This window comes from Paenarthrobacter sp. NPDC090517 (assembly GCF_044769165.1).
Taxonomy (GTDB): Bacteria; Actinomycetota; Actinomycetes; order Actinomycetales; family Micrococcaceae; genus Arthrobacter.
Map to the genome: position 1 here is coordinate 149876 of NZ_JBIVXN010000007.1, position 22521 is coordinate 172396.

The 22521-nt window shown below is 61.4% G+C and carries 27 protein-coding genes; 12 read left to right on the forward strand and 15 right to left on the reverse strand.

Annotated features, from left to right (window positions below; all coding sequences use genetic code 11):
• Positions 1 to 184: 184 nt before the first annotated feature.
• The 3 genes from ACIQTW_RS19040 (at position 185) to ACIQTW_RS19050 (ending at position 1673) form a co-directional block, all read left to right on the forward strand.
• Positions 185 to 688 carry a GNAT family N-acetyltransferase gene (locus ACIQTW_RS19040; protein ID WP_402940206.1) on the forward strand — a complete coding sequence of 168 codons (504 nt, stop codon included), beginning with the start codon at positions 185 to 187 and terminating at the stop codon, positions 686 to 688.
• Between the two features lie 52 nt (positions 689 to 740).
• Positions 741 to 1175 (forward strand): acyl-CoA thioesterase, encoded by a 435-nt coding sequence (locus ACIQTW_RS19045; protein ID WP_017198826.1) that lies wholly within the window; start codon positions 741 to 743, stop codon positions 1173 to 1175.
• A 126-nt stretch (positions 1176 to 1301) separates the two neighbouring features.
• The gene (locus ACIQTW_RS19050) at positions 1302 to 1673 is read left to right on the forward strand and encodes a nuclear transport factor 2 family protein (RefSeq protein WP_402940209.1); all 372 of its coding nucleotides are present in this window, start codon (positions 1302 to 1304) and stop codon (positions 1671 to 1673) included.
• Between the two features lie 14 nt (positions 1674 to 1687).
• Here ACIQTW_RS19050 and ACIQTW_RS19055 read toward each other — a convergent pair whose 3' ends face one another.
• The 6 genes from ACIQTW_RS19055 to ACIQTW_RS19080 are packed head-to-tail and all read right to left on the reverse strand — an operon-like array spanning position 1688 to position 8176.
• The gene (locus ACIQTW_RS19055) at positions 1688 to 2491 is read right to left on the reverse strand and encodes an HpcH/HpaI aldolase/citrate lyase family protein (protein WP_402940211.1); all 804 of its coding nucleotides are present in this window, start codon (positions 2489 to 2491) and stop codon (positions 1688 to 1690) included.
• Positions 2476 to 3261: a 2-oxo-hept-4-ene-1,7-dioate hydratase gene (gene hpaH, locus ACIQTW_RS19060; protein WP_402940213.1), complete on the reverse strand. Its 786-nt coding sequence runs from the start codon at positions 3259 to 3261 to the stop codon at positions 2476 to 2478. The genes ACIQTW_RS19055 and hpaH overlap by 16 nt, the downstream gene beginning before the upstream one ends.
• A 4-nt stretch (positions 3262 to 3265) precedes the next feature.
• Positions 3266 to 4363 carry a 3,4-dihydroxyphenylacetate 2,3-dioxygenase gene (gene hpaD / locus ACIQTW_RS19065; protein WP_402940215.1) on the reverse strand — a complete coding sequence of 366 codons (1098 nt, stop codon included), beginning with the start codon at positions 4361 to 4363 and terminating at the stop codon, positions 3266 to 3268.
• 42 nt (positions 4364 to 4405) lie between these two features.
• Positions 4406 to 5944 (reverse strand): 5-carboxymethyl-2-hydroxymuconate semialdehyde dehydrogenase, encoded by a 1539-nt coding sequence (hpaE, locus tag ACIQTW_RS19070; RefSeq protein WP_402940217.1) that lies wholly within the window; start codon positions 5942 to 5944, stop codon positions 4406 to 4408.
• Between the two features lie 35 nt (positions 5945 to 5979).
• Positions 5980 to 6666 (reverse strand): GntR family transcriptional regulator, encoded by a 687-nt coding sequence (locus tag ACIQTW_RS19075; RefSeq protein ID WP_402940219.1) that lies wholly within the window; start codon positions 6664 to 6666, stop codon positions 5980 to 5982.
• The gene (locus tag ACIQTW_RS19080; RefSeq protein ID WP_402940221.1) at positions 6659 to 8176 is read right to left on the reverse strand and encodes a fumarylacetoacetate hydrolase family protein; all 1518 of its coding nucleotides are present in this window, start codon (positions 8174 to 8176) and stop codon (positions 6659 to 6661) included. Before ACIQTW_RS19080 ends, ACIQTW_RS19075 begins: the two co-directional genes overlap by 8 nt.
• 194 nt (positions 8177 to 8370) lie before the next feature.
• Between ACIQTW_RS19080 and ACIQTW_RS19085 the strand changes: the two genes are divergently transcribed.
• A complete protein-coding gene (locus ACIQTW_RS19085) occupies positions 8371 to 8940 on the forward strand; it encodes a YdeI family protein (RefSeq protein WP_402940222.1) in 570 nt (189 codons plus the stop codon).
• Between the two features lie 42 nt (positions 8941 to 8982).
• On the forward strand, positions 8983 to 9687 hold the full coding sequence (locus ACIQTW_RS19090; RefSeq protein ID WP_402940224.1) for an alpha/beta fold hydrolase: 705 nt from the start codon (positions 8983 to 8985) through the stop codon (positions 9685 to 9687).
• Between the two features lie 50 nt (positions 9688 to 9737).
• Here the strand turns inward: ACIQTW_RS19090 and ACIQTW_RS19095 are convergent, their stop codons facing one another.
• Positions 9738 to 10172: a hypothetical protein gene (locus ACIQTW_RS19095; RefSeq protein ID WP_402940226.1), complete on the reverse strand. Its 435-nt coding sequence runs from the start codon at positions 10170 to 10172 to the stop codon at positions 9738 to 9740.
• Between the two features lie 184 nt (positions 10173 to 10356).
• On the opposite strand from ACIQTW_RS19095, the gene ACIQTW_RS19100 reads away from it, so the two are divergent.
• The 4 genes from ACIQTW_RS19100 to ACIQTW_RS19115 all read left to right on the forward strand — a co-directional run bounded on the left by ACIQTW_RS19100 (position 10357) and on the right by ACIQTW_RS19115 (position 12422).
• Positions 10357 to 10554, forward strand: a complete 198-nt coding sequence (locus ACIQTW_RS19100; RefSeq protein WP_402940228.1) for a CsbD family protein — start codon at positions 10357 to 10359, stop codon at positions 10552 to 10554.
• A 304-nt stretch (positions 10555 to 10858) separates the two neighbouring features.
• Positions 10859 to 11128, forward strand: coding sequence for a GlsB/YeaQ/YmgE family stress response membrane protein (locus tag ACIQTW_RS19105; RefSeq protein ID WP_178993727.1), 270 nt, complete (start codon positions 10859 to 10861; stop codon positions 11126 to 11128).
• Positions 11121 to 11381: a hypothetical protein gene (locus tag ACIQTW_RS19110; RefSeq protein WP_402940230.1), complete on the forward strand. Its 261-nt coding sequence runs from the start codon at positions 11121 to 11123 to the stop codon at positions 11379 to 11381. Before ACIQTW_RS19105 ends, ACIQTW_RS19110 begins: the two co-directional genes overlap by 8 nt.
• A gap of 177 nt (positions 11382 to 11558) precedes the next feature.
• Positions 11559 to 12422 (forward strand): helix-turn-helix domain-containing protein, encoded by an 864-nt coding sequence (locus ACIQTW_RS19115; protein ID WP_402940233.1) that lies wholly within the window; start codon positions 11559 to 11561, stop codon positions 12420 to 12422.
• Here the strand turns inward: ACIQTW_RS19115 and ACIQTW_RS19120 are convergent.
• The 7 genes from ACIQTW_RS19120 to ACIQTW_RS19150 all read right to left on the reverse strand — a co-directional run bounded on the left by ACIQTW_RS19120 (position 12414) and on the right by ACIQTW_RS19150 (position 17435).
• On the reverse strand, positions 12414 to 12977 hold the full coding sequence (locus tag ACIQTW_RS19120; protein ID WP_402940236.1) for a cysteine hydrolase family protein: 564 nt from the start codon (positions 12975 to 12977) through the stop codon (positions 12414 to 12416). The two genes, ACIQTW_RS19115 and ACIQTW_RS19120, sit on opposite strands and share 9 nt — an antisense overlap.
• A 48-nt stretch (positions 12978 to 13025) precedes the next feature.
• Positions 13026 to 13961 (reverse strand): SDR family oxidoreductase, encoded by a 936-nt coding sequence (locus ACIQTW_RS19125; protein WP_402940239.1) that lies wholly within the window; start codon positions 13959 to 13961, stop codon positions 13026 to 13028.
• A gap of 97 nt (positions 13962 to 14058) precedes the next feature.
• Positions 14059 to 14862, reverse strand: a complete 804-nt coding sequence (locus ACIQTW_RS19130; protein WP_402940242.1) for a DUF1206 domain-containing protein — start codon at positions 14860 to 14862, stop codon at positions 14059 to 14061.
• A 118-nt stretch (positions 14863 to 14980) separates the two neighbouring features.
• Positions 14981 to 15184, reverse strand: coding sequence for a hypothetical protein (locus ACIQTW_RS19135; protein WP_402940244.1), 204 nt, complete (start codon positions 15182 to 15184; stop codon positions 14981 to 14983).
• A gap of 218 nt (positions 15185 to 15402) precedes the next feature.
• The gene (locus ACIQTW_RS19140) at positions 15403 to 15900 is read right to left on the reverse strand and encodes a hypothetical protein (protein ID WP_402940247.1); all 498 of its coding nucleotides are present in this window, start codon (positions 15898 to 15900) and stop codon (positions 15403 to 15405) included.
• A gap of 78 nt (positions 15901 to 15978) precedes the next feature.
• A complete protein-coding gene (locus tag ACIQTW_RS19145; RefSeq protein WP_402940250.1) occupies positions 15979 to 16362 on the reverse strand; it encodes an STAS/SEC14 domain-containing protein in 384 nt (127 codons plus the stop codon).
• Positions 16363 to 16493: 131 nt separating this feature from the next.
• A complete protein-coding gene (locus tag ACIQTW_RS19150; RefSeq protein WP_402940253.1) occupies positions 16494 to 17435 on the reverse strand; it encodes a GlxA family transcriptional regulator in 942 nt (313 codons plus the stop codon).
• 132 nt (positions 17436 to 17567) lie between these two features.
• Between ACIQTW_RS19150 and ACIQTW_RS19155 the strand changes: the two genes are divergently transcribed.
• Positions 17568 to 18206 carry an isochorismatase family protein gene (locus ACIQTW_RS19155; protein ID WP_402940256.1) on the forward strand — a complete coding sequence of 213 codons (639 nt, stop codon included), beginning with the start codon at positions 17568 to 17570 and terminating at the stop codon, positions 18204 to 18206.
• 11 nt (positions 18207 to 18217) lie between these two features.
• Here ACIQTW_RS19155 and ACIQTW_RS19160 read toward each other — a convergent pair whose 3' ends face one another.
• A complete protein-coding gene (locus ACIQTW_RS19160; RefSeq protein WP_402940259.1) occupies positions 18218 to 19633 on the reverse strand; it encodes an MFS transporter in 1416 nt (471 codons plus the stop codon).
• 78 nt (positions 19634 to 19711) lie between these two features.
• Here ACIQTW_RS19160 and ACIQTW_RS19165 point away from each other — a divergent pair, with 78 nt between their 5' ends.
• Both ACIQTW_RS19165 and ACIQTW_RS19170 read left to right on the forward strand, forming a co-directional pair.
• A complete protein-coding gene (locus tag ACIQTW_RS19165) occupies positions 19712 to 20941 on the forward strand; it encodes an ATP-binding protein (protein ID WP_402940262.1) in 1230 nt (409 codons plus the stop codon).
• 86 nt (positions 20942 to 21027) lie between these two features.
• Positions 21028 to 22512, forward strand: a complete 1485-nt coding sequence (locus tag ACIQTW_RS19170; protein ID WP_402940265.1) for a polysaccharide deacetylase family protein — start codon at positions 21028 to 21030, stop codon at positions 22510 to 22512.
• Positions 22513 to 22521 lie beyond the last annotated feature (9 nt).

The window sequence follows — 22521 nt, forward strand, 5'->3', positions numbered from 1 at the left end:
AGGAACGTTGCGGGGCCTGCTTTACCCGCCAAACCTACTCGGGAGGGCGCAGAACGGGCCCCGCAACGCGAATAGGCAGTGCATTTCTCCCGACGCTTACGCGCAGGAAACACCGCGGTAACCACAGCTCCGTAGGCTTAAGACGCATAAACACCTCCCCGAAACCCGGCGAAACGAGGCAGAGATGCAGACCAACCCGCGGCTCAACATCCGGCAGGTAACTTGGGCGAACCCCGTGGGCGCTGACCTCCGCGCCGCACAGCAGGCAGAACTCGATGCAAGGTTCGGAACCAAGGATCACGAGCCCGGTCCCCCGCCATCAGAGGCCGACACCGCTGTGTTCGTTGTGGCCTACGAGAAGTGCTCAGGCCAACCTCTCGGCTGCGGGGGCCTGAGAATGTTGGATGAGAAGACCGCCGAAATCAAGCGGCTTTACGTTGTCCCCTACGCCCGGGGTTCGGGAGTGGCGAGTTCCATCCTCGCTGCGCTCGAAGCGCAGGCTCATTCCCATGGATTCAGTGTGATCGCAGCTGAGGCAGGGTCTGCCCAGTCGGATGGACGGAGTTTTTATGAAAGTGCAGGGTTTGCCGCCGTGCCAAATTTCGGTCCCTACGTCGGCGTCAGTGAATCGTACTGCTATTCAAAGCGGATCGATTCACACAGCGCTTCACACACGGCAATGGCCTAGGTCACCGGTGCAATATCAAGCGAAGGTTGCGCCGGTTCGATAATCTCGGATTATGGAAAAAGCAGACATCACCTTTCGCACCCGCAAATGGGTGCGGCCCGAGGACCTTAACGCCAACGGCACCCTCTTTGGTGGCAGCCTGCTGAAGTGGATCGATGAAGAGGCCGCGATCTACGCCATCCTCCAATTGGGGAACGGGCGCGCCGTCACCAAGTACATTTCCGAGATCAACTTTGTGAGCTCCGCCGTCCAGGGGGACCTCGTGGAAATGGGCCTGACGGCGAAACGCTTCGGACGCACGTCCTTGACCATGCGGGCCGAGGTCCGCAACATGATCACCCGCGAGGCGATCCTGACCATCGAGGAAATCGTCTTCGTGAATCTCGGCGCCGACGGCCGCCCCCAGCCGCACGGCTATACGGAGATCACGTACGATCGCGACCGCATTCCCACGCACCACCTCACGGAAACCCTGGACGAGGACTGAACCAACCGGCGTCGTGCATTCCCGCAGGTTGGCGGTGCGTAACCAGCCCGCCAACCAAACGGGAACGTTGGGCAAACCCTGCGAACCACCGTTGAACCAGCCCGAGCGGCAGGGTAGAACGGATAAATGACCAACGACGTGAACTCTTGGATGGATCAGTACGTACGCGCGTGGACCTCGAATGAGCCCGACGATATCCGTGCCCTGTTTACCGAAGATGCCATCTATTCCGATCGGCCCAACACCGAAAAACAATGGAACGGCCACGACGAGATCGTCAAAGCCTGGGCAGATGCCGGCGACAAGCCCGAGGACTGGACCTTCGAATGGACGCTGCTCGGACAGGATGGTGACACCGCATTCGTCCAGGGCCTCACCACGTACCTGAACGGCGAGCCCACCTATGACAACCTCTGGGTTATCCGTTTCGCCGAGGACGGTCGCGCCCGCGAATTCACGGAGTGGTACATGGCCCGCAAGAACTCAGCGACCAGCTAGCCCAGGCAACAGGGTCAGTAGCTTTCGCGCTCAGCCGTTTCAGACACTGGAATGAACGTTGACGCGAAGCCCTCGGAAGCGCGGGCCAGCACTGCGACATCGGCGCCGACCAGCACAAAGGAGGCGCCGGCGTCGAGATAAGCGCGGGCAGTTGCCTCGTTGAAGGCGTTCACGCCAGCCGGTTTCCCGGCGGCTTTCGCAGCTGCAAGGCAATGCTCGACGACGGCCCTCACCAAGGGATTCTCCTGCTGTCCCAGCAGGCCCATGGAGGCGGCGAGATCCGAGGGACCAAGGAAGATGCCGTCAACGCCGTCGACGGCAAGAATCTCCTCAACGGCGGATGCCGCGGCCTCGGACTCGATCTGAACGGTGAGACTGATCGAGTCGGAAGCCGCAGCCAGGTAGTCCGGCACGCGGTTCCATCGCGAGGCCCGCGCCAGTGCCGAACCAACGCCGCGGACGCCCAGCGGCGGATAACGAACAGCGGCAACGGCGGCAGCGGCCTCGAAGGCCGAGTTCACCATGGGAATCAGCAGGTTTTGTACGCCGAGGTCCAAATACTGCTTGATGACCACGGTGTCATTCACGGGAGGCCGAACCATGACTTGGAGCGGATAGCCGCTCACCGCATGAAGCTGCGCCACAATGGATTCGAGCCCGTTGGGGCTGTGCTCCGCATCAATCAGCAGCCAGTCCAAACCCGAACCGGCACAGATCTCCGCCACCAGCGGACTACCGGAACACACCCACATCCCGGCCAGCGGACGAGCCGCGTCACCAAGGGCCGAATAGAAGGTGGGGCTCAGCTGAAGTGACATGTCACAACTCCCAACGGTCCGTAGTCCGCGTGTACGGTATCACCTTTGTACACCCATAAGGGGCGTGTAAACGAGCCCGCGAGGATGATATCTCCAGCTTTCATTGAGTCCCCGTGTGCAGCGATCTTATTGGCCAACCAGTGCACTCCGTTAGCCGGGTGATCGAGCACTCCGGCGGCTACGCCGGTCTCCTCAACGGTCTGGTTTTTGTACAGAATGGCCGACACCCAGCGGAGGTCGACGGCGTCGGGACGCACCGGTCGGCCACCCACCACCATGGCACCCATGGCGGCATTGTCCGAGATGGTGTCCACGATGGTCCGGCCCTCCATTTCAATCCTGGAGTCCAGGATTTCGAGGGCTGGAACCACGTAATCGGTGGCGTTGAGGACATCGAAAATTGTGCAGCCGGGCCCTTTGAGACCTGACTTGAGCACGAATGCCAGCTCCACTTCCACCCGCGGGTGGGTGTACTTATCCCATTCCACGGAGCATCCGGTTTCGAGGACCATGTCGTCAAAAATGGCACCGTAGTCCGGCTCGGTTATGCCAGTGGCGGCCTGCATGGCCTTGGACGTGAGGCCGATCTTTCGACCCACCAACGTGCGTCCGGCTTCCTCGTTCCGCCGCATCCACAGTTGCTGCACGGCGTAGGAATCCTCCACCGTCATCTCGGGGTAGCGGGCTGTGAGGCGCGGGACCGGGGTACGGGAACGCCCGGCTTCGAGGAGCTCGTCAGCTATGGCTTCGATCGTCTTCGCGTCCAGCATGGCTTTAGACCTGCGCTCCCAGTTTGAAACCCTCGGCAGCCTCGCCGGAGGCACCTTCCGGGCGGGTGTAGGAGAATCCGTCGGCGCCCACTGTGACAGCCATTTCAGATTTTTCCTCGCGCTCGATCACGGGTTGCGGGTTGCCGTCGAGGTCAAGGACCAAGGAAGCTTCGGTGTACCAGGACGGGACCACGGGGTTGCCCCACCAGTCTCGGCGCTGGTTGTCGTGGACGTCCCAGGTGACGGTGGGGTTGTCCGGATCCCCGGTGTAGTAGTCCTGGGTGTAGATCTCCACGCGGTGCCCGTCCGGGTCGAGGATGTAGAGGTAGAACGCGTTTGAGACACCGTGGCGTCCGGGGCCGCGTTCGATCCGGTCGGAGATGCGCAGGGCGCCCATCTTGTCGCAGATCTGGATGATGTTGTGCTTCTCGTGCGTGGAGAACGCGATGTGGTGCAGGCGGGGTCCGTTGCCACCGGTCAGGGCGGTATCGTGCACAGTTTGCTTGCGGTGCATCCACGCGGCGTACGTGACGCCGTCGGAATCCTTAATGTCCTCGGAGACGCGGAAGCCGAGGTCTTCCAGGTACTTGCGGCCGCGCGGGACGTCCGGGGTGACCTGGTTGAAGTGGTCCAGGCGGACCAGTTCACCGGCGGAGTAGAGGTCATAGCGTTGGGTGAGGCGTTCTACGTGCTCCACGTCGTAGAAGAACTCGTACGGGAAACCCAACGGGTCTTCCACACGGACGGAGTCGCCCACCCCCTTGGTGAAGCCTTCCTTGCGGCGCTCCACCCGGCAACCGAGTTCGCGGTAGTACGCCTCAGCGGCATCAACCTCGGCCGGGGACTTCACCCGGTACGCGAACGCTGCGGCAGCGGCGACCGGGCCCTTGCGGAGGACCAGGTTGTGGTGGATGAACTCCTCGAAGGAGCGCAAGTAGATGGTGTTCTCGTCCTCTTCGGTCACGTGCAGGCCAAGGAGGTCCACGTAGAACGCGCGGGACTTCTCCAGGTCCGTGACCACCAGTTCCAGGTAGGCGCAGCGGACGATGTCCGGGGCCGGGACTGTGGGGGTGGGAATGGGGCCGGTGAAGGGTTTGCTCATGATGGTCTCTCTTCGTTGAAAGGGGGTCGGGGCGGAGTCGCTTTAGCCTTCTTTGGCAGCAGAAGCGTCGATGTTGCCAAACTTGGGGGTGTGAACAGAGCCGAGCGTGATGTGCACGGCTTGCTGGTCGGTGTAGAAGTCGATGGAACGGTAGCCACCCTCATGGCCCAGCCCGGAGGCCTTGACGCCACCGAACGGAGTACGCAGATCGCGGACGTTGTGGCTGTTGAGCCACACCATGCCGGCCTCGACGTTCTGGGAGAAGTTGTGCGCCCGGGTCAGGTTCTGCGTCCAGATGTAGGCCGCCAGGCCGTACTTGGTGTTGTTCGCCAAGGCGAGGGCTTCGTCGTCGTTCTCGAAAGGCGTTATGGCCACGACGGGACCGAAGATTTCCTCCTGGAAGATCCGCGCGTCAGGCGCGACGTCGGCAAACACCGTGGGTGCGATGTAGTTGCCTTCAGGCAGGTGGTCGGGTCGGCCGCCACCAGCCAGGAGCCGACCTTCGGACTTGCCGATCTCCACGTAAGAGGCCACCTTGTTGTAGTGCTCGGGGTGGACCAGCGCACCCACCTGGGTCTTGGGATCGTGGGGATCGCCCACCACGATATTTTTGGCCCGGGCGGCGTACTTTTCGCAGAATTCGTCGTAGATTGCCCGCTCAACCAGGATGCGGGAGCCGGCGGTGCAGCGTTCGCCGTTGAGGGAGAACACACCAAACAGCGCGGAATCAATGGCCGCATCAAGATCGGCGTCGGCGAAGACAACGCACGGGGACTTGCCGCCGAGCTCCATGGACAGGCCCTTGAGGTTGGCCGCAGCGTTGCGGAAGATCGTCTGGCCCGTGGTGGTCTCGCCGGTGAAGGAGATCAACGGCACATCCGGGTGCTTCACCAGCGCGTCACCGGCTTCTTCGCCCAGGCCATTGACCAGGTTGAACACGCCGTCGGGCAAGCCGGCGTCCTTGAAGATCTGCGCCCACAGCGAGGCCGAGAGCGGGGTGAACTCGGCCGGTTTCAGCACCACGGTGTTACCGGTGGCCAGCGCCGGGGCGAGTTTCCAGGACTCCAGCATGAACGGGGTGTTCCACGGTGTGATGAGTCCGGCGACGCCGATCGGCTTGCGGTTCACGTAGTTGATCTGCGAGCCGGGGACCTTCATGGCGTCATCGAACTGGGCCACGATCAGGTCCGCGAAGAAGCGGAAGTTCTCAGCTGCGCGCAGCGCCTGGCCCTTGGCCTGGGTGATCGGCAGGCCGGTATCGAACGTTTCGAGTTCGGCGAGGCGTGCTTCCTGCGCTTCGACCGCGTCGGCGATCTTGTTCAGCACGCGGGCACGTTCGCGCGGCTTCATCTTCGGCCACGGACCGTTGACGAAGGCTTCGCGGGCGGCGGCGACTGCGAGGTCGATGTCTTCCTTCTGGCCGGCAGCCGCAGTGGCGTAGTTTCCGTTGGATACCGGGTCCAGGACATCGAAGGTCTTGCCTGAGATGGAGTCAACGAACTCGCCGTTGATGAAGTGCTGGATATGGGAGGGCAGGTTCTCGGGAATGTAATGCTTGGCGGTCTCTACTGAGGTCGTCATCGTTGAAGTCCTAACTAGTGATCAGTGGCTGGTAATTACTGTTTGGCCTGGGCCAGGTAGGCGTCGAGGGTGGCTGCACGGTGCTGGCGGGCTGCCTTTTCGATGGTTTCGGCATCTGCGGCGCTCTCAATAAGGTGCAGTAGCGCCTCGTGTTCGCGCACCGATTCCTGGGCCCGGCCGGGGACGAACCGGAACGTCGACGAGCGAAGTGACGCCAGCCGGTTCCAGCCCCGGTGGACCAGGTCCAGGATGTGCGGGTTGGGGCAGTGTTCAAAGAGGACGCTGTGGAAGTCCTGGTTCAGCGCGGTGAAGCGAACGGGGTCGAAATGTTCCAGGCACTTTCGCATTTCTTCGTTCACCGCACGGGCACGGGCAATAGCTACCGAATCGATCAATGGCGCCGACAATGCAGTGGCCGCACCCTCCACGATGCTCAGGGTCTGCATCGTGTACAGGTATTCGGTGGGGTCGATGCCGGACACCGTAGCGCCCACGTTCCGCTCGAATTTGACCAGCCCTTCGGCTTCCAGTCGGCGGATCGCTTCGCGCACGGGGACTACGCTGAAGCCCAGGTCCTCGGCGATCTTGGCGAGCACCAGCCGGTACCCCGGGGTGTAGGTCCCCTCCACGATGCGCGCCTTCACGGCGGCATACGCCTGTTCGGATTTGCTTTGGGAGGCAGGGTTCTCGACGGCGGTACTTCCGACGGCGGTTTCAGTCACCTGAGGCTCCTTCCGCGGCTTGCTGGCGGGCGGACCACTCCGCGTACCGCGCCTGCCATTCCTTGTTCATGGGGTACAGACCATCAACGCTGTTGCCGTCCTGGACCATTTGGAAGATGAACGTCTCTTCCTTTTCCTGCTGGATGCAGTCGTCCACCAGTTCCTCGGCGATAGCCGGCGGGATCACCAGGATGCCATCCGAGTCGGCCACGATGATGTCCCCGGGCTGGACCGTTGCTCCACCGCAGGCGATGGTGATGTCCGTGTCCCAGGGAATGTGCCGGCGGCCCAGCACTGCCGGGTGCGGGTTGGCGAAGTAGGTTGGCATTTCCAGGTCGGCCACGGCCGAGTAGTCGCGGACGCCGCCGTCGGTAATGATGGCAGCGGCCCCGCGGACCTGGGCGCGCAGCGCCAGGATGTCACCCACAGTGCCGGTGCCCTTCTCGCCACGGGCTTCCATGACCAGGATTTCGCCTTCGTTCACAGAGTCGATGGCACGTTTCTGGGCGTTGAAACCGCCGCCGTGAGTCTTGAACAGGTCTTCGCGGTTGGGCACATAACGCAGGGTCCGGGCCAGGCCCACTACTTTTCGGTCCGGCCGGGTGGCCTGCAGGCCGTCGATGCTCACGTTGTTCAGCCCGCGCTTGCGGAGCTGGGACGACAGCGTAGCCGTGGCAACGGATTCCAGCTTCTTCTTCAGCTCCGGCGTTAGAACCGAAGCCTGGGAAACCGGAGCAGGCAGGCCGGCCGCTTCCCGCGAGCCGTACGCTTCTTCCCGCTGGGTGTCATCGGTCTTGGGCCGGGCACCAAACTCCGCGAACGGCGTCGTACCTTCCGTTACTTTGGTGACCAGGCGGCCGCTGCTAAACTCATCACCGGTGACCTCAATTTCGACGACGTCGCCCGGCTTGGCCACCGAGGCGCCGGCCGGAGTGCCGGTGAGGATGATGTCGCCTTCTTCGAGGGTGAGCAGCTGGGAGAGGTCCGCGACGAGTTGGGCGAACGGGAAGAGCAGATCCTCCGTGGTGTCGTCTTGGACGAGGTCGCCGTTATGCCAGGTACGGATCCGCAACCGGGCCGGGTCGACGGCGTCGGCAGGAATCAGCGCGGGACCAATGGGAGTGAAACCGTCGCCCCCTTTGGACCGGACGTTGGAACCCTTGTCTGCGTAGCGGAGGTCGTACACACCAAGGTCGTTGGATGCGGTGACCCACTCGACGTGGCTCCACGCATCCTCCAAACCCACGCGGCGGGCGGACTTGCCGATCACCAACGCAATCTCACCCTCATAGCCGAGCAGTTCACAACCATCCGGGCGCTCAACCGTGCCGGGAGCATCCGCGGAGCCGAGCGCCAGCGACGAGGACGGCTTCAGGAAGTACGACGGCTGCTCAGGAGTACGTCCGCGCTGGGCAGCGCGGCTGGGGTAATTGATGTGGACCGCAATGACCTTGCGCGTCCGAGCCAGTACGTCCTGACTGACTTCCTGTGTCCGGAACTCCAATGTCACGGCACCTCCTCCTGATCGAACAAGTACGAAATCGTATACGATAGCTATGGCCCGGAGATGCGACCGGCGTCAACCCCCCTGCCAACCCCAAGCAAGTAGCAGCAGACGCCGTTTTGAGCGCGCGAAACGGCCCCAACTGCTACCTGGTTGGGGGATGCTGGGTATTTGAGTGAGGAACAGGGGGAAGGGAAAGCATGAAGCAGACGAGTGAGCCGGAGCTGCTGAGGTTTGCCAGCGGCGCGGAGTGGGAAGACTGGCTTTCCGCGAACCATAACACCAAGGCCGAAGCCTGGCTTGTGATCGGGAAAAAGAACTCGGGCGCAGGGCTCATTGAGATACAGGACGCGCTGGACGGCGCCCTGTGTTTCGGCTGGATCGATGGCCAACGCAAGGGCCATGACGAGAAGACATTCCTGCAGAGGTACTCCCGACGTCGAGCCAGAAGTTCGTGGTCCCAAGTGAACGTGGGCAAAGTGGAAGCACTGATAAGCGAAGGACGCATGCAACCGGCCGGGTTCGCCGAGATAGAGGCAGCCAAATCCGATGGCCGCTGGGAAGCGGCGTACGTTTCGCAAGCCAACGCCGAAGTTCCGGAGGATCTCGAAACTGCACTCTCGGGAAACCCGGCCGCCAAAGAAGCCTTTGGCGATCTGGGCAAAACAGAGCGCTACCTCATCATTCTGCAGGTGCTGAAGGCCCGCTCCCCGGAGTCGCGCGCCAAGATCCTGGCAAGGGCAGTGGAGAAGCTGGCGGAGGGAAGCTAACCACTCTTACAAACTGTCGGCGGGCTCCCGTAGGGTACCGGCATGGACATCATCCTTGTACCCGGTTTCTGGTTGGACGCGTCGTCGTGGGAGGAGGTGACGCCGCCGCTGGAAGCAGCCGGCCACACGGTTCATCCGCTGACGCTGCCAGGGCTGGAGTCGGTGGACGCATCACGCGCGGGCATCGGCCTTCGCACCCATATCGATGCCGTGGTGGCAAAAGTAGACTCCCTCGACGGCAAGGTCATCCTGGTGGGCCATTCAGGTGGCGGCGCCATCATCCATGGCGTGGCCGATGCCCGCCCCGATAGAGTGGCCCGCGCCATTTACGTTGACAGCGGACCACTCGGCGAGGGCGGGGTCATCAACGACGAACTGCCCGACGACGGCGACGACATTCCGCTGCCGCAGTGGGAACTGTTCGAGGAAGAAGACGTCGTAGACCTGACTGACCACCTCAAGGAGGCCTTCCGGGCACGGGCTATTCCGGAGCCCAAGGGCGTTGCCTTCGACCAGCAACACCTGAGCGACATCCGTCGCTACGACGTACCGGCCACGATCATTGCCTGCCAGTTCCCGTCATCACTCCTCAAGGAGTGGATGGATGCCGGCCACCCGTTTACCGCCGAACTCGCCAGAATCCGGGAAGTCGACTACATCGACCTCCCCACCGGACACTGGCCGCAGTTCACCAAACCCAAAGAGCTGGGCGAGGCGATCCTGACGGCGGTCGAACGCACCATTTAGACTCCGACGCCGGCACTCACCGGACGCGGCTGCCTCCAGTGTGGAGAGTTTTAGGCCTTCGGCGGCGTGTTGGTCGCCGGTCCTTCCGGCGCAGCGCCGCCCTCGTCTGTCCAGTCACTTCCTGTGGCGTCATCCAAGGCAGGATCAGACACGACGTCCGACTTGATAGTGGGCACGGTGGTGACGGTGGGCTTGCTGCTGGAAGAGGCGTCAGCATGCTGAGCCGCCTTGGGGGAAGTGATGCCAGGGAACATCGCTTCTGCCTTTTCCAGCAACTTCTTGCCAGCCTCATACAGGTTGTCCAGAATATCCGGCACGGATTCCTGGACTGCTTCCGTGGCCTGGTGCACGTTCTCTTGAACTTCAGGGTTCTTCCAAAGCTTCTCGGTGCCTCCGCGGACCCGCCGGTACACCTCCGGCCAGGACTTCGATCCCCATACGTAACCGACAGCCACGCCAACGGCGAACAATGCTTTGCCTTTCACAGCAATCACTCCTTCCGAGGTGTTATTCCTCGACACTATCCCTGCCGGGCATGCCGTGTCACCTGCCATTGATTGCGTGCCGGTTAATAGTAATTTGCCGAAATAGAACATTCGACTAAACTGTTATGCCAACCAGCGGATAACCGCAGGAAGTAACCGCATCACTACCCGAGGAGTGAAAACCATGGGACTGGATGACAAGATTAGTAATGCCGCCGAAGAAGCAGGCGGCAAGGTTAAGGAAAAGACCGGCGAAACCACCGGCAACAGGGATCTGCAAGCCGAGGGGGCCGGCGAGCAATCCGAGGCAAACCTCAAGCAGTCGGGCGAGAAAGTTAAGGACGCCGCTAAGGGAGTCGCGGACTCCCTTAAGGGCCACTAGGCCGCCAATCCGCGGCATTCCGGGCCCGCAAGCAAGGATCGACTAATAGTCAGGTTACTTGCTACTTGCCCCGGGAGCCGCTAGCGTTGCTGGTGTAGTACTGAGTCCGACCCAATCGGCAGGAGTGCTCTATTGGCTGCATTTCATAAATTCATCGGGGTTTCATACTAGTTCCAATTCCCCACATTCCATAGGGCCTTCAGGGGCCCCATTACGGTGCCTACAGCTTGGAACAGGCACCCGGTGAACTTACTCGCTTCATCACGTTCATGGAATTTCCATCAACAAGAAAGTAGGAGCAAAAATGGGTTTCTTTGGTTTTCTTCTGCTCGGCCTTTTGGCTGGCGCTATCGCAAAGCTTATTCTTCCCGGCCGCCAGGGTGGCGGCTGGCTGGTCACCCTCCTGTTGGGCGTCGTCGGCGCTCTCCTGGGTGGCTGGATCGGCGGGCTCATCTTTAACACGGGCCTGCAGGAATTCTTCTCCCTCACTACGTGGCTCCTGGCTATCGGCGGCTCCATCATTGTGCTGCTGATCTACGGCCTGGTCACCAACCGCAGGACCCACCATGGCTAACAACCAGAACCGCGACGCCAACGGCGACAAACTCGAAGGCCAGTACTCCGAGGGCGACTACGGCGACACCGGAGTGTCTCCGGAAACCCTCAAGGAAGACGCCGGAGGGGACTACACCGAAGGCGACTACTCCGAGAAGACGGTGCCTTCAGCTGACGCTGAACTGAATGAAAAGAATACGGAAGACGTCCCCGAGGACCGACCCTTCTCCTCCGAACCGGATGAAGAAGCGTCAGGCTCCAGTCGGCCGTAACATCTGAAGACAAACAAGAACCCGGAGTCTGCAGCCGCAGGCTCCGGGTTCTTGCGTTGTCAGGCTCCTGCATTTCCTGACCTGATATTTTCGGGCATGGATAGTTGGGGCATCGACACGGAGGTACCCGTAGCGTCGATGAAAAGGATGGAGCACCGGGTGCAAGAGGGAGACATGATGCAGGGCTGGAATCGGGCGATAGAGCTCATCGAGAAGGACCTGACTGCGGACATCGAGGTGGGTGTCTTGGCCCGTGCCGCTTTGACGTCCGAGTATCACTTCCGTCGAATGTTTTCCTCCTTGGCCGGCCTGCCAATCTCTGAATACATCCGGAGACGGCGCCTGACAGCAGCCACTGCGGAAATCCTGGAGGGCGGGACTGTGCTGGACGTTGCCGTTCGCTATGGCTACGGATCAGCAGAGGCCTTCACCCGGGCTTTCAGGGCCCTGCACGGGCTAAGCCCCTCAGAGGCGCGAATGCCGGGCGCGGTTCTCCATTCCCAACCTCAATTGAGGTTCCACCTCCGAGTCGAAGGAAACACCGATATGAAGCACCGCATAGAAGATCAACCCGCTTTCCGCCTCATCGGCCTGAAAGCCCGTGTCCCGTTGGTCCACGAGGGACCCAATCAGGCCATCATCGATTTCCAACGCGGGGTGGACCCCGCGGTCACCAAGTCCTTGCTGGAGCTTGCGGACTTGGAACCGGCCGGACCGCTCTCAGTCACTGACAACATCGAAGAGCAGCGCACCGAGGGAAGCGAACTGGACTACTGGCACGCAGTAGCCTCCACCAAGCCAGCGCCGGAAGGTTTCGAGTCCCTTGAGGTCCCGGCCGGCCTGTGGGTGGTCTTTGAAGCCGAGGGAAAGTTCCCGGATGTCCTGCAGGGCATGTGGGCTGATGCCGCCACGGAGTGGTTTCCCGCCAACCCCTATAGGTGGGCACCCGGACCGGAAATGCTCAGCGTCCAAGTGGAACCCGGCGCCACGCATGGCCGCGGGCAACTGTGGATCCCCATTGAAAGGGAAGAACTACGCTGAAGGAACTGACTCCAGAAGCTGACGGATTTCTTCCAGGGGCAACACATTCTGCCGGTATTCACGCGTAAGGACGCGGAGTACTGACTCTGCGGCCTCCGCGTTTTCCGTTCCAATGGCCTCCGCTGCGTAGATCACTTTGATGTTGTGCGCGAAGGCATCTGCCGCCGTTTGGGCGATGCAGTTATGCGCTGAAATGCCGGCAAGGATTACGGTGTCCACGCCCCAGTTCCTCAACCGCATGGCCAGGTCTGTACCGAAAAAGGCGCTGTCCCGGGTCTTGACCAGCCGGGGATGATCGGCAGTGAGCAGTCCGGGAACGAATTCGGCCTGCTCACTGCCCCTGAAGATAAATCCCTGATCATCGTCGAGCATGTTCAGGCTCCATGTGGATTTGTCCCGTTCATGCACGGTTCCTACCAGGAGCACTTTGGACCCGGCTTGGAGCGCTGCGCTGGTCAAGGAATTGCAGGCAGCAACAATTTCTTCCTGACGCCCCTTCAGAGCAGGGTCTTCGAAGTAGGCGTTCTGCATGTCGATCACCAACACAGCGAACATTCTTTCTCCTCTTACACGTGAAACCTCAAGAGACCGGCCAGGCAGAGATCAGAGTCCCTTGCCCCCCGTGACGGGAAGGACTGCTCCTGAAATGTAGGATCCTTCGTCGGACGCCAGCAACACGTAAGCTGGCGCCAGCTCGGCAGGCTGGCCGGCACGGCCCAGTGGCGTGTCCTGCCCAAAGGTGGGGAGCTTGTCCGGCCACTCGGTGGCAGGAATCAGCGGAGTCCAGATGGGCCCGGGCGCCACGGCGTTGACGCGGATTCCCTTGGGCCCTAGTTCCTCGGCCATGGCCTTGGTGAAGGCGACTTGGGCCGCTTTGGTCATGGCATAGTCGATCAACTGGGCGGAAGGGTTAAACGCCTGGATGGATGCTGTGACAATGATCGAGGCGCCCGGACGGAGATGCGGGATAGCTGCCTGTGCCGTCCAGATGAGCGAGTACAGGTTGGTCTTGAACACACGGTCGAATTCCTCGGTGGGGATGGTTTCCAAGCCTTCGCGGTTCTTCTGGTAGGCCGCGTTCAACACCACTACATTGAGCCCGCCAAGCTCCTGCACGGTGCGTTCCACAATTTCAGCCGCGAAGCCTTCATCCCGCGCATCACCGGGCAACAGCAGGGCTTGCGCTCCGCACTCACGGATCCACTCCGCCGTCGACTGCGCGTCTTCCTCTTCCTCCGGAAGATAGCTGATGGCCACGTTTGCACCCTCGCGCGCGTAGGCAATGGCCACCGCAGCGCCGATGCCGGAGTCACCGCCGGTGATCAGCGCGGTCTTGCCCTGCAGGCGCCCATGCCCCGCATAACTCTTCTCGCCATGGTCCGGTTGCGGATCCAGTGGTTTGGTGAGGCCCGGTTGTTCCTGCTCCTGCTGGGGGAATTCGCCCGAGTGGTATCCGCTGCGGGGGTCGGATGGCGGTGAGGTGAGGCGGTTCCCGTCGGTTTGCGGCTTATCAGTCTGGTTCGAATCATTTTGAGTCATGGTTCTGCCCCTTTTCATTCCACGGCACGGTGCTTTATTCACTCCACGGTACTTTTGCCCTGTACCCCGGCTCCCCAGCTCCTAAACGCACTTGGAACTAGGTCCGGAGGGTCCTCGCTTTGACCATAAGGAAGATCCCGTAAGCGATGAGCCCAAGTGCGACGGCAGCCAACAAGTACGGACCGTAGGGCTGTTCCTTCAACGCTTTCAGACTTCCGTCAAGCCCGGTTGATTGCTCGGGCTGGGCCCGAACCGCGGCAATGACCACCAGCAGCCCTACCAGGAACAGGGCGATCCCCTTGGCGATGTAGCCCACCACCCCAACCCAGAGCTGGAGCTTGTGCACGCCCGGGCTGGATGACAGGGAAAGGTCCTTGGTGAACTTTCGACGGAAACCCCTCACCGCAAAGACAATGCCGGTAATCGCGACGCCGGCGCCGATGGCGATCAGCAGGAACACCCCGAACGGCGCCTTCATAAGAGTGACGGTAAAGTCGCTGCTGGACTCCCTGCTGTTCTGGCCCCGCCCTACGACGAAGGACATGATGGTGGCCGCCAAGGCAGCGAAAACCAGCCCCTGACCTAAAGCAGATAACCGCTTGGTCAGTTTGTTGTCAGAGGCGATGCGATAGCCAAGGACGGCATTTCCCAATTGCCATAAAGCTAACGCCGCACAGGCTCCAAAACAGGCCCAGAGCAGGAGGGGTCCGGCCGGCTTGTTGGCCAGCTCGGTCACCGCCCCGCTGACATCAGCTTCGCCGCCGCGGCCGACGGCTAGTTGGATCGCGATGACGCCAATGAGTAGGTGCAGCAGCCCACTCACGGCATATCCGGCTCGGGCAACAGCTGCGAAAGCCTGCGAATTCGCGGCTTCCTCGGCCACATCAGCGGCCTTTCTCATCTCTTCCTTGATGGCAAGCCTCCTTATTTTTCGCGCTGGACTCCATCGTCCCTTAAACGCCGTCGGGCAGGTACTCGCCCAAATAACGAGGTGCCTGCCCTAGTAGAAGCTTGGCGCCCTAGAACCCCACGACCGACTGTGGCCAGATGCTCCGGAGACCTGCCCCAAGGGGGTTGAACTGCTCACGGACTGTCACCACTGCACGGGTCTGGCCAACGGTTTCCCCTGTATGACCTGCAGTGTCCGCAGTCCCGGTGCGGGCATCGGGATTCATGTGGGCGGCGCCGGCAGTTACGGACTTGGCGGAGATCTGGTCAGTCATTTCGATGGTCCTTCCTGGAAGTTCCCGTCAGCTGATTGGCTGATGTTTCAACCATCGGACGGGGTCCTCAAGAAGGACGCCGGGTCATCTCAAGATTCCCTCAAGATTCCTCCCGGCGCGTCGACCCCGCCCCGCCGAGGTGGCATTTGATGGCAATGTAACGCGTCGCGATTGTCATCAAGTGCCACCTCAGCGGGTCCGGGTGAAGGAAATGAATCTTAGCGCGCGTCCTTTTTGGCTTGGCGCTGGGCGCCTTGCGAACGGCTGGAGGCGTCCCGCTTCACTCCGCCGGTGGTCTTCTGGTGAGACCTTGCCCGGCCTGAACCAGCGGTGGATTTGGTGCCGGTTCCGGAGCTCTCCGGCCCGGTGGAAGTGTCGGCGCTGGCGCGTTCCAGTCGCTCATCCTTAAGTTCTTCTGCTGCCTCGTGAGCCACCCTGGCGAGTTCAGTGCTCACTATGGAGAGTGCTTCCTCGAACACCAGGGCCCGGGCACGCGCTTTGTCCGACTTGTTGGCTGCGGCTCCGCGACCACCGGCTTCCAGCACCTCGTCTGCCGCTTTGCGCCGATAGTTGGTGGTGTATTTGTTCCGGGCCTTCCGCACCCGCTTATGGAGTTGGAGCAGGCCTTCCTCGTCGAGGAGCTCAAGTCTGGCTGGCTCCAATTCGCGAATCAAATCAAGTTGATCTTGTTTCAACACCCACAGATATTGGTCCATTTGCCGATGATTCCACACCTCCTGTTGGAGGTATAGAGCGTCACGGAGTTCTCATCCAATTGCTGTGCGGCCCTGTTGCTACTGGTCGGCTTGCTGTGCCGGTTCCAGGAGCCAGGTCATTGCCTCCGTTTCTGAGGTAAAGAATCTGGTGGGGCAGGGTGCCGGCTGGGCGGCCAATTGGTAGTCGACGAGTATGCGGTCAACGGCATTTTCGCCCAGCAACGCGATTCTGGAAGCGGCACAGGGCTCGATAAACACGTCACGTGCAGCGCGGCTCAAGTGGCTCGCATTCGCCATCCTGACCAGCAAGGGATAACGGTTGCCGGCGGCGAACTCGTTGACGGCGTCCACGGCAGCCCGGGCATTGCCGGCTTCAATTCTGACGCCCTGCGCCCAAGCCAGTAACAAGACGCTGCCCGCCTCGAGTTGGATGGTGTAATCGACGTGGTCCGTCTCAGCCATAGAACCATCTCCATCTCTGCTTGATTGCAGGACTACCCGCGCCCCACGGGCTGACTCCACCCTGCACACTCGGCAATCCCACCGTCTCATCCAACTAGAGTGTCTTTCAGTTTTCCAAGACCTTCAAGCCGTCAAGCGGTAAAGCGGCGCCTGTAGTCCGTGGGTGAGGTGGAAAAAGCGCTGGCAAAGTTCTGCCTGAGGGTCACGGCGCTGCCGAACCCGCAGTCGGCCGCAACCTGATCAATAGACAAGTCGGTGGTTTCCAACAGACGGCGCGCGGCATCGAGTCGGCGTGTGCGTATCCAGGCCGACGGCGTAGTCCCGGTTGAGGCGCGGAAGGCGCGCACGAAAGTTCGCCGGCTCATGTGGGCTTGGGCCGCAAGCCGGTCAATGCTGAGCGATTCGCCCAGCCGACCCATCGCCCACTCAAGCAACCGGGCCATGGGGTCGCCTTCGGCTCGCGGCGGAAGGGGATGCTCGATGTACTGTGCCTGCCCACCCTCACGGTGCGGGGCGATGACCAGGCTTCGCGCCACCTGGTTGGCTGCTTCCGCGCCCAAACGGCCCCTCACAACGTGCAGGCATGCGTCGAGTCCGGATGCTGTACCGGCCGAGGTCAGGACGTCGCCATGATCGATATACAGCACCGTTTGGTCGAGGGACACATCCGGGTGCCGGACAGCGAGGGAGTCAAAGGCTTGCCAGTGGGTTACGGCAGATCGCCCGTTCAGGAGACCGGCGTCGGCAACGGGAATGGCTCCCAAGCACAGACCCACGATGGTTGCTCCCCTAGCATGGGCTTGCCGGAGGACATTGCTGAGGGCTTCGCCGGTCCTGCGTTCATCGTCGAACCAGGACGGCACCACTACGACGTCGGCCTGTTCAGCCATCGAGGGCCCTTGAACTTCCCCCAGCACGTACCCCTCAGCAGTTTGGATGTGGCCCGCCCGGTCAGAGAACAGGACGGTATTCCACTCCGCTAACCCTTGGCGCGAGACTTCGTCAAAAACCATCTGCGGCACGGCAAGGTGAAACATCGTGACGCCATTGAACGCGTACACCGCGATCCTCATGCTGCCCTCCGTCGTTCTTTGGCCCGAATCAATCGTATATGGGCATTCGTGCCACTGGTGCTCAGCTGTCCAGGGACGAATGATGAAAGGGACCACCAAAACACGCCCCAACAGTCATTCCGGGAGAACACCATGAGCAAACCCCGCCGCGCCCTCGTCCTTGTCGATGTCCAACAGCAGTACTTCAGCGGGCCGCTGGAAATTCAGTACCCGCAGCACCAGGAGTCGCTTCCGATGATCGCTAAGGCTATCGACGCTGCAAGTGCCGCCGGCATCCCCATCGCGGCAATCCAACACAGCGAAGGTGAAGGCGCTCCCGTCTTCGCCCCGGGAACAGCTGAATACGAGCTGCACCCCGAGGTGGAAGCCCGCCGGACCGGTTCATGGAAAGACGTCACCAAACAGTACGGCTCCGTGTACGCCGGCACGGATGTTGCCGCATGGCTGCGGGAGCACGACGTCGACACCGTCACCTTGGTGGGTTACATGACCAACAACTGCATCCTGGCCTCGGCCGTTGAAGCAGAATTCCTCGGTTTCTCCACCGAAGTACTCTCAGATGCCACGGGAGCCATCAACCTCAGCAATAACGCCGGAACCGCCGATGCAAAGACTGTTCACACCACGTTGATGGCGCTGCTGAATTCCAACTGGGCCGCCGTTGCTACCACCGAAGCGTGGGTCCAGGCCGTTGAGTCCGGGCAAGCCCTGGAAAGGAGCGATCTTGGCAGCTCCGCCATGGCAGGGGCCGCGTTGCAAGCAACTTCCTGAGCAGCTCCGAATCAATGTGAGGACGGCGACTCCTCATCCTGGCTTTCCCGTTCCTCCGCCGCTGTCTGCGCATACGAGGCAGACACGCGGCGGTAGACGGGAGTCAGGAAAGCGATCAGCGCCACCAAGATCATGATGATGCCCGCCACCAGGAAAACCAGGGCAATGCCACGGGAGATGCCTTGGCCCAACAGAGGATCAAGGGTGGCCGCTCCGTCCTCCGAGCGGGCGTACGGGATGATCCAGAATTGGGCGATCGGTGCGATGAGGAAAGCGGTGATGGGTGCCGCCGCTGACTCGAACGCCATGGCGAAACCAAACACCCTGCCCTGCCGAGGTAGTGGCACCACCTTTTGGATGACGGTCTGCTCGGCGGCTTCAACCACAGGCACCAACGCCATGTAGAGCCAGATTCCCACGATGTAGAGCCAGGCCCACTCGCGAAGGGTAAACACGGCACCGATGAACCCCATCAGCACCACAGCGATGAGCATGGTCCGCAAGGGATTGGACCCGAGGCCGAACTTGCCGATCAGCGCACCACCAACAATGAACCCCGTGGCACCAATGGCGAAGACAACTCCCCACATCTCCACGGAGAACATCTCCAGGCCGTACGGGTCCATCAACGCCATATAGACGCCGCCGATGAAGTTGTTGAATGTGGAGAAAAGAATCAGGGCAAACAGGCCGGATATTGCCATGACCGCAGCCCACGACCCCCGCAAGTCGAATCCGCCTTGCGCGTCGGACGGCGCTGCCTTCACTTCCTCCGGCAGGCGCAGGGTGAGCAAGTGGCCGAAGGCCAACGCGGTCAGCACCAAGGCGACAACTACCGTCCAGCCCATGCCCAGCAGTCCTACCGATAGCCCGGAAAGGACCGAGGTGACGATGAACATGAGCCCCTGCACCATGCCGACGAGCCCGTTGGCATTGGCCCGCCGATCCGGTTCGATCAGGATAGTGACAGTGGTGGACAGGGCAATATTCCGCATGTTCTCCACCACTGCGCCGATGAGGATGATCATGGTGAAGATCCAGAACCATGGCTGTGTCAGGTCCAGTAGCGCCCGCTCGGGTGTCAGCAGGAACATGACACCGGAGAGGACGAACATCACCATGGTGAAGGCTGCGGCAAAACGCATCACGGCCAATTTGCGGTAACGGTCCACGAACGTTCCGAAACTGATGCTGGAGAGGGCGATCAGCAGCATGTACGCACCGCCGATCACCCCTGTGGCGATGACATTCCGCGTCTCCAAGTACACCCAGAACGTCAGGGCGAACCAGAGATAGCTCGTTGTGATGTTCGCGAGGGCGGTGTTCACCAGGATCCCCGTAAAGGTCCGGGATCTTTGGGCGGGAGTGCGTACGGAGAGGTCGATGCTGTCAGTAGACGCGGCGGAGGCCGATTCCTGCTCGGTCATGCGTCCCAGTAAACCACCGCAGGCACCGTCCCGGTAGTATCGGCTGGGAATCCTAAAGACGCTTGGGGGAGTAATAACATGACGGAAGTTCAAGGGCATCTGTCCTTCACCGATGACATCAGCCGAGACCTGGAATTGCAGGAATATGGCCTCGACCCTGCGGTGGATTCCACTCTCCTTCCCAACGCCGCCGTCATGAGCGCATTGCAGAACCTCGTGCGGCTGGCAACGGAGCTTTGCGGCGCTCCGTTTGGCGTGGTCAACATCATCAGCGCGGAATACCAACACCAAATCGGAGCTTGGGGCGTTGACCCCGGCGTCTGCTCCCGCGAGGATTCCATGTGCGCAAAGGTCTTCCTCACCCGCGAGCGCACCGTGGTGGCCGATGCTTCCAAGGACCCGCGTTTTGCGGACAACCCCTTCGTCACTGGCGAAATCGGCAAGGTCCGCTTTTATGCGTCTGTCCCGCTGCAGACAGAATCGGGTTTCGTACCCGGAACATTGTGCGTTTTCTCGAATAAAACCAATGAGCTGCGCCCCGAACAGGTCAGCATGCTGGAGGTCCTGGCGAAGCAGGTGGTTGAGCTTCTGGAGCTTCAGCACCGCACGGTACAGCTGGACCGCACCTATGCCGAGCTGAAGGACAGCAACGCCAAGCTCGCCGAATTCGCTGGCCGTGTCAGCCACGATCTCCGCATTCCCCTCACAACCATCCTGGGCTATGTGGAACTGGTGGAAGACGATCCCGATGTAGAACCGAACAGCACCGCCGCGCGTTACCTGGACCGTATCGGCTCCAGTGGGCGGCGGATGCTCGGCATGCTCGAAGACGTGCTGAGTTACTCCCGGGTGGGCGGTGCAATACAACCGGCCCAGGTGTCCTTGCGCCAGGTCACCGAGGAAGTTGTCCGCGACCTGGGCATCGAAAATGACGGCATTGTGGACGTCGAAGATCTCACTCTCCACGCCGACCGCGGACAGCTCCGCACGCTGCTGCAAAACCTGCTCTCCAACGCCATGAACTACCGCAGTCCCGAGCGCGATCTCCGCGTCCGGGTCACGGGGGTTTCCAACTATCACGGCGCTACGATCTTCGTGGCGGACAACGGCAAGGGCATCAAACCTGAGGACCGCGCCAAGGTCCTGGAACCGTTAGTGCGCCTGCGGCGGCAAGGCGACGGCCCGGGGTCCGGACTCGGCCTTGCCACCTGCAGCAGCATCGCGAAAGCACACGGTGGCGACCTCACCCTGGCTGAAACCACCGGCGGCGGAACCACAGTCACTGTTAGCTTTCCAGCCGGTTTCTAGCCCCTCCGGGGTGTCTCCGGGGTCTTGGGCGTTGCGCCTGCCATCATTCGAGGCATGACCACCTCGTACTTCCGGTAGGGGAAACCATGCAGCGGCCCGCCCCAGTCCGCTCACCGTTCACGATCCCGCTCGTAGTCATCGTGCTCTTCATTGCGGCCTGTGTCCCCATGGCCACCCCGCCGGCGCCTCAGGCACCAACCGCAGTCATCGGGACGCCTCCATCCAGGATCACCCACCCGACGTCCATCGTGGACATGACCACCCGTACAGCCGGTATAACGCCCACGGTTGCGACGTGGCAATACATCAGCGGTGCCGAGACCTTCAACAGCAAGCTCGATACCCGCCTGCTCAGCATTTTCGATGCCCGCGCCGGCGGTCGCCACCAACCTGCGGCACTGCCTGCTACCCCAGCTGCGCTGCTGGCCGACGGCGTTTCGGTCACCCATGAAATTGTCCTGGCTACCGGAAGTCTTGTTGGATCCAGATTCGTGCAAACAATCATGGACGGAGGCGTCCGCATCGCTCGCAGCGATGAGATCACCTACGAGGACCTCAGCACGGGCGTTGTTACGGGCAGTGCCAGCTTGATCAAACCGGCCATGACCGGCACCTTACGGACAATGCTCGGAGACACCATGGGCCCAGCGTCCTCGACGCAGACGCCCGGCCCGGACCCAACCCGGGCACCAACAACAGACTCCGTTTCCGACGCAGAGCTGCTCACCGCCGTCGCTTTTACCTCCGCCGGGGATCTCAGCGTCACCATCCACCGGGACCCTGTAACAGGTGCCGCCCTGTCCGGCCCCGTCACCGTGACTTTGAACGCAGCAGCAACCGACGAGGTGATTTCGCCTGCAGGACAGACCCTTCGCACGGCGGTCATCACTGGGGCTCCGCTCAAGGCCCCCCAGCCCGCACCGGGCGGCCTGGCACCCGTCAACTGTGATCTGGTTCCCTGCGCTGCCCTCACCTACGATGACGGGCCCAACGCCCAAACCACGCGCCTTCTGGCGATACTCGAAAAGCACAAAGTGTTCGCCACGTTCTTCCAACAGGGCGGGTATGTCAGGGCCCATCCGGGTGTGGCCAAAGCCGTGGCAGCAGCCGGCCACACCATCGCAAACCACACCATGAGCCATCCATACCTGACGAAATTGTCGCCGGCGAGCATCGCCAGCGAAGTTCAGGGGGCCCAAGGCACCATAGAAATGGCAACGGGTGTGGTGCCCGCTTACATGCGGCCACCGTACGGAGCAACCAATAAAACAGTGGCCGCTTCTGTGGGTTTGCCCCAAATTATTTGGGACGTGGACTCCATGGATTGGCAATCCAAGAACAAATCCGTGTTCATCCCCCGGATCATGAGCCTGGTCAAGCCAGGATCCATCATCCTCCAGCACGACGTCCACGCTTCCACGGTGGACGGCCAGGGCGAGCTCATCGCGCAACTCAAAGGCAAGGGCTTCTACTTGGTCACGCTCCCGCAGCTTTTGGCAGGAATCGAACTGAAGCCCGGGGCGTCTTACAAATGCCGCGGGAGCGCATCGGGTTGCGTTGCCGGCCGCTGACCGCCAAGA

Bases quoted from the DNA above. Each gene is read 5' to 3' on its own strand.
- ACIQTW_RS19165 (WP_402940262.1), top strand. From the start codon at position 19,712: ATGACGGAAGTTCAAGGGCATCTGTCCTTCACCGATGACATCAGCCGA.
- ACIQTW_RS19160 (WP_402940259.1), bottom strand. From the start codon at position 19,633: ATGACCGAGCAGGAATCGGCCTCCGCCGCGTCTACTGACAGCATCGAC.
- ACIQTW_RS19135 (WP_402940244.1), bottom strand. From the start codon at position 15,184: ATGACTGACCAGATCTCCGCCAAGTCCGTAACTGCCGGCGCCGCCCAC.
- ACIQTW_RS19045 (WP_017198826.1), top strand. From the start codon at position 741: ATGGAAAAAGCAGACATCACCTTTCGCACCCGCAAATGGGTGCGGCCC.
- ACIQTW_RS19155 (WP_402940256.1), top strand. From the start codon at position 17,568: ATGAGCAAACCCCGCCGCGCCCTCGTCCTTGTCGATGTCCAACAGCAG.
- ACIQTW_RS19115 (WP_402940233.1), top strand. From the start codon at position 11,559: ATGCAGGGCTGGAATCGGGCGATAGAGCTCATCGAGAAGGACCTGACT.
- ACIQTW_RS19145 (WP_402940250.1), bottom strand. From the start codon at position 16,362: ATGGCTGAGACGGACCACGTCGATTACACCATCCAACTCGAGGCGGGC.
- ACIQTW_RS19150 (WP_402940253.1), bottom strand. From the start codon at position 17,435: ATGAGGATCGCGGTGTACGCGTTCAATGGCGTCACGATGTTTCACCTT.
- ACIQTW_RS19170 (WP_402940265.1), top strand. From the start codon at position 21,028: ATGCAGCGGCCCGCCCCAGTCCGCTCACCGTTCACGATCCCGCTCGTA.
- ACIQTW_RS19100 (WP_402940228.1), top strand. From the start codon at position 10,357: ATGGGACTGGATGACAAGATTAGTAATGCCGCCGAAGAAGCAGGCGGC.
- hpaD (WP_402940215.1), bottom strand. From the start codon at position 4,363: ATGAGCAAACCCTTCACCGGCCCCATTCCCACCCCCACAGTCCCGGCC.
- ACIQTW_RS19120 (WP_402940236.1), bottom strand. From the start codon at position 12,977: ATGTTCGCTGTGTTGGTGATCGACATGCAGAACGCCTACTTCGAAGAC.
- ACIQTW_RS19090 (WP_402940224.1), top strand. From the start codon at position 8,983: ATGGACATCATCCTTGTACCCGGTTTCTGGTTGGACGCGTCGTCGTGG.
- ACIQTW_RS19130 (WP_402940242.1), bottom strand. From the start codon at position 14,862: ATGAGAAAGGCCGCTGATGTGGCCGAGGAAGCCGCGAATTCGCAGGCT.
- ACIQTW_RS19125 (WP_402940239.1), bottom strand. From the start codon at position 13,961: ATGACTCAAAATGATTCGAACCAGACTGATAAGCCGCAAACCGACGGG.
- ACIQTW_RS19055 (WP_402940211.1), bottom strand. From the start codon at position 2,491: ATGTCACTTCAGCTGAGCCCCACCTTCTATTCGGCCCTTGGTGACGCG.
- ACIQTW_RS19040 (WP_402940206.1), top strand. From the start codon at position 185: ATGCAGACCAACCCGCGGCTCAACATCCGGCAGGTAACTTGGGCGAAC.
- ACIQTW_RS19140 (WP_402940247.1), bottom strand. From the start codon at position 15,900: ATGGACCAATATCTGTGGGTGTTGAAACAAGATCAACTTGATTTGATT.
- ACIQTW_RS19105 (WP_178993727.1), top strand. From the start codon at position 10,859: ATGGGTTTCTTTGGTTTTCTTCTGCTCGGCCTTTTGGCTGGCGCTATC.
- hpaE (WP_402940217.1), bottom strand. From the start codon at position 5,944: ATGACGACCTCAGTAGAGACCGCCAAGCATTACATTCCCGAGAACCTG.
- hpaH (WP_402940213.1), bottom strand. From the start codon at position 3,261: ATGCTGGACGCGAAGACGATCGAAGCCATAGCTGACGAGCTCCTCGAA.
- ACIQTW_RS19085 (WP_402940222.1), top strand. From the start codon at position 8,371: ATGAAGCAGACGAGTGAGCCGGAGCTGCTGAGGTTTGCCAGCGGCGCG.
- ACIQTW_RS19110 (WP_402940230.1), top strand. From the start codon at position 11,121: ATGGCTAACAACCAGAACCGCGACGCCAACGGCGACAAACTCGAAGGC.
- ACIQTW_RS19050 (WP_402940209.1), top strand. From the start codon at position 1,302: ATGACCAACGACGTGAACTCTTGGATGGATCAGTACGTACGCGCGTGG.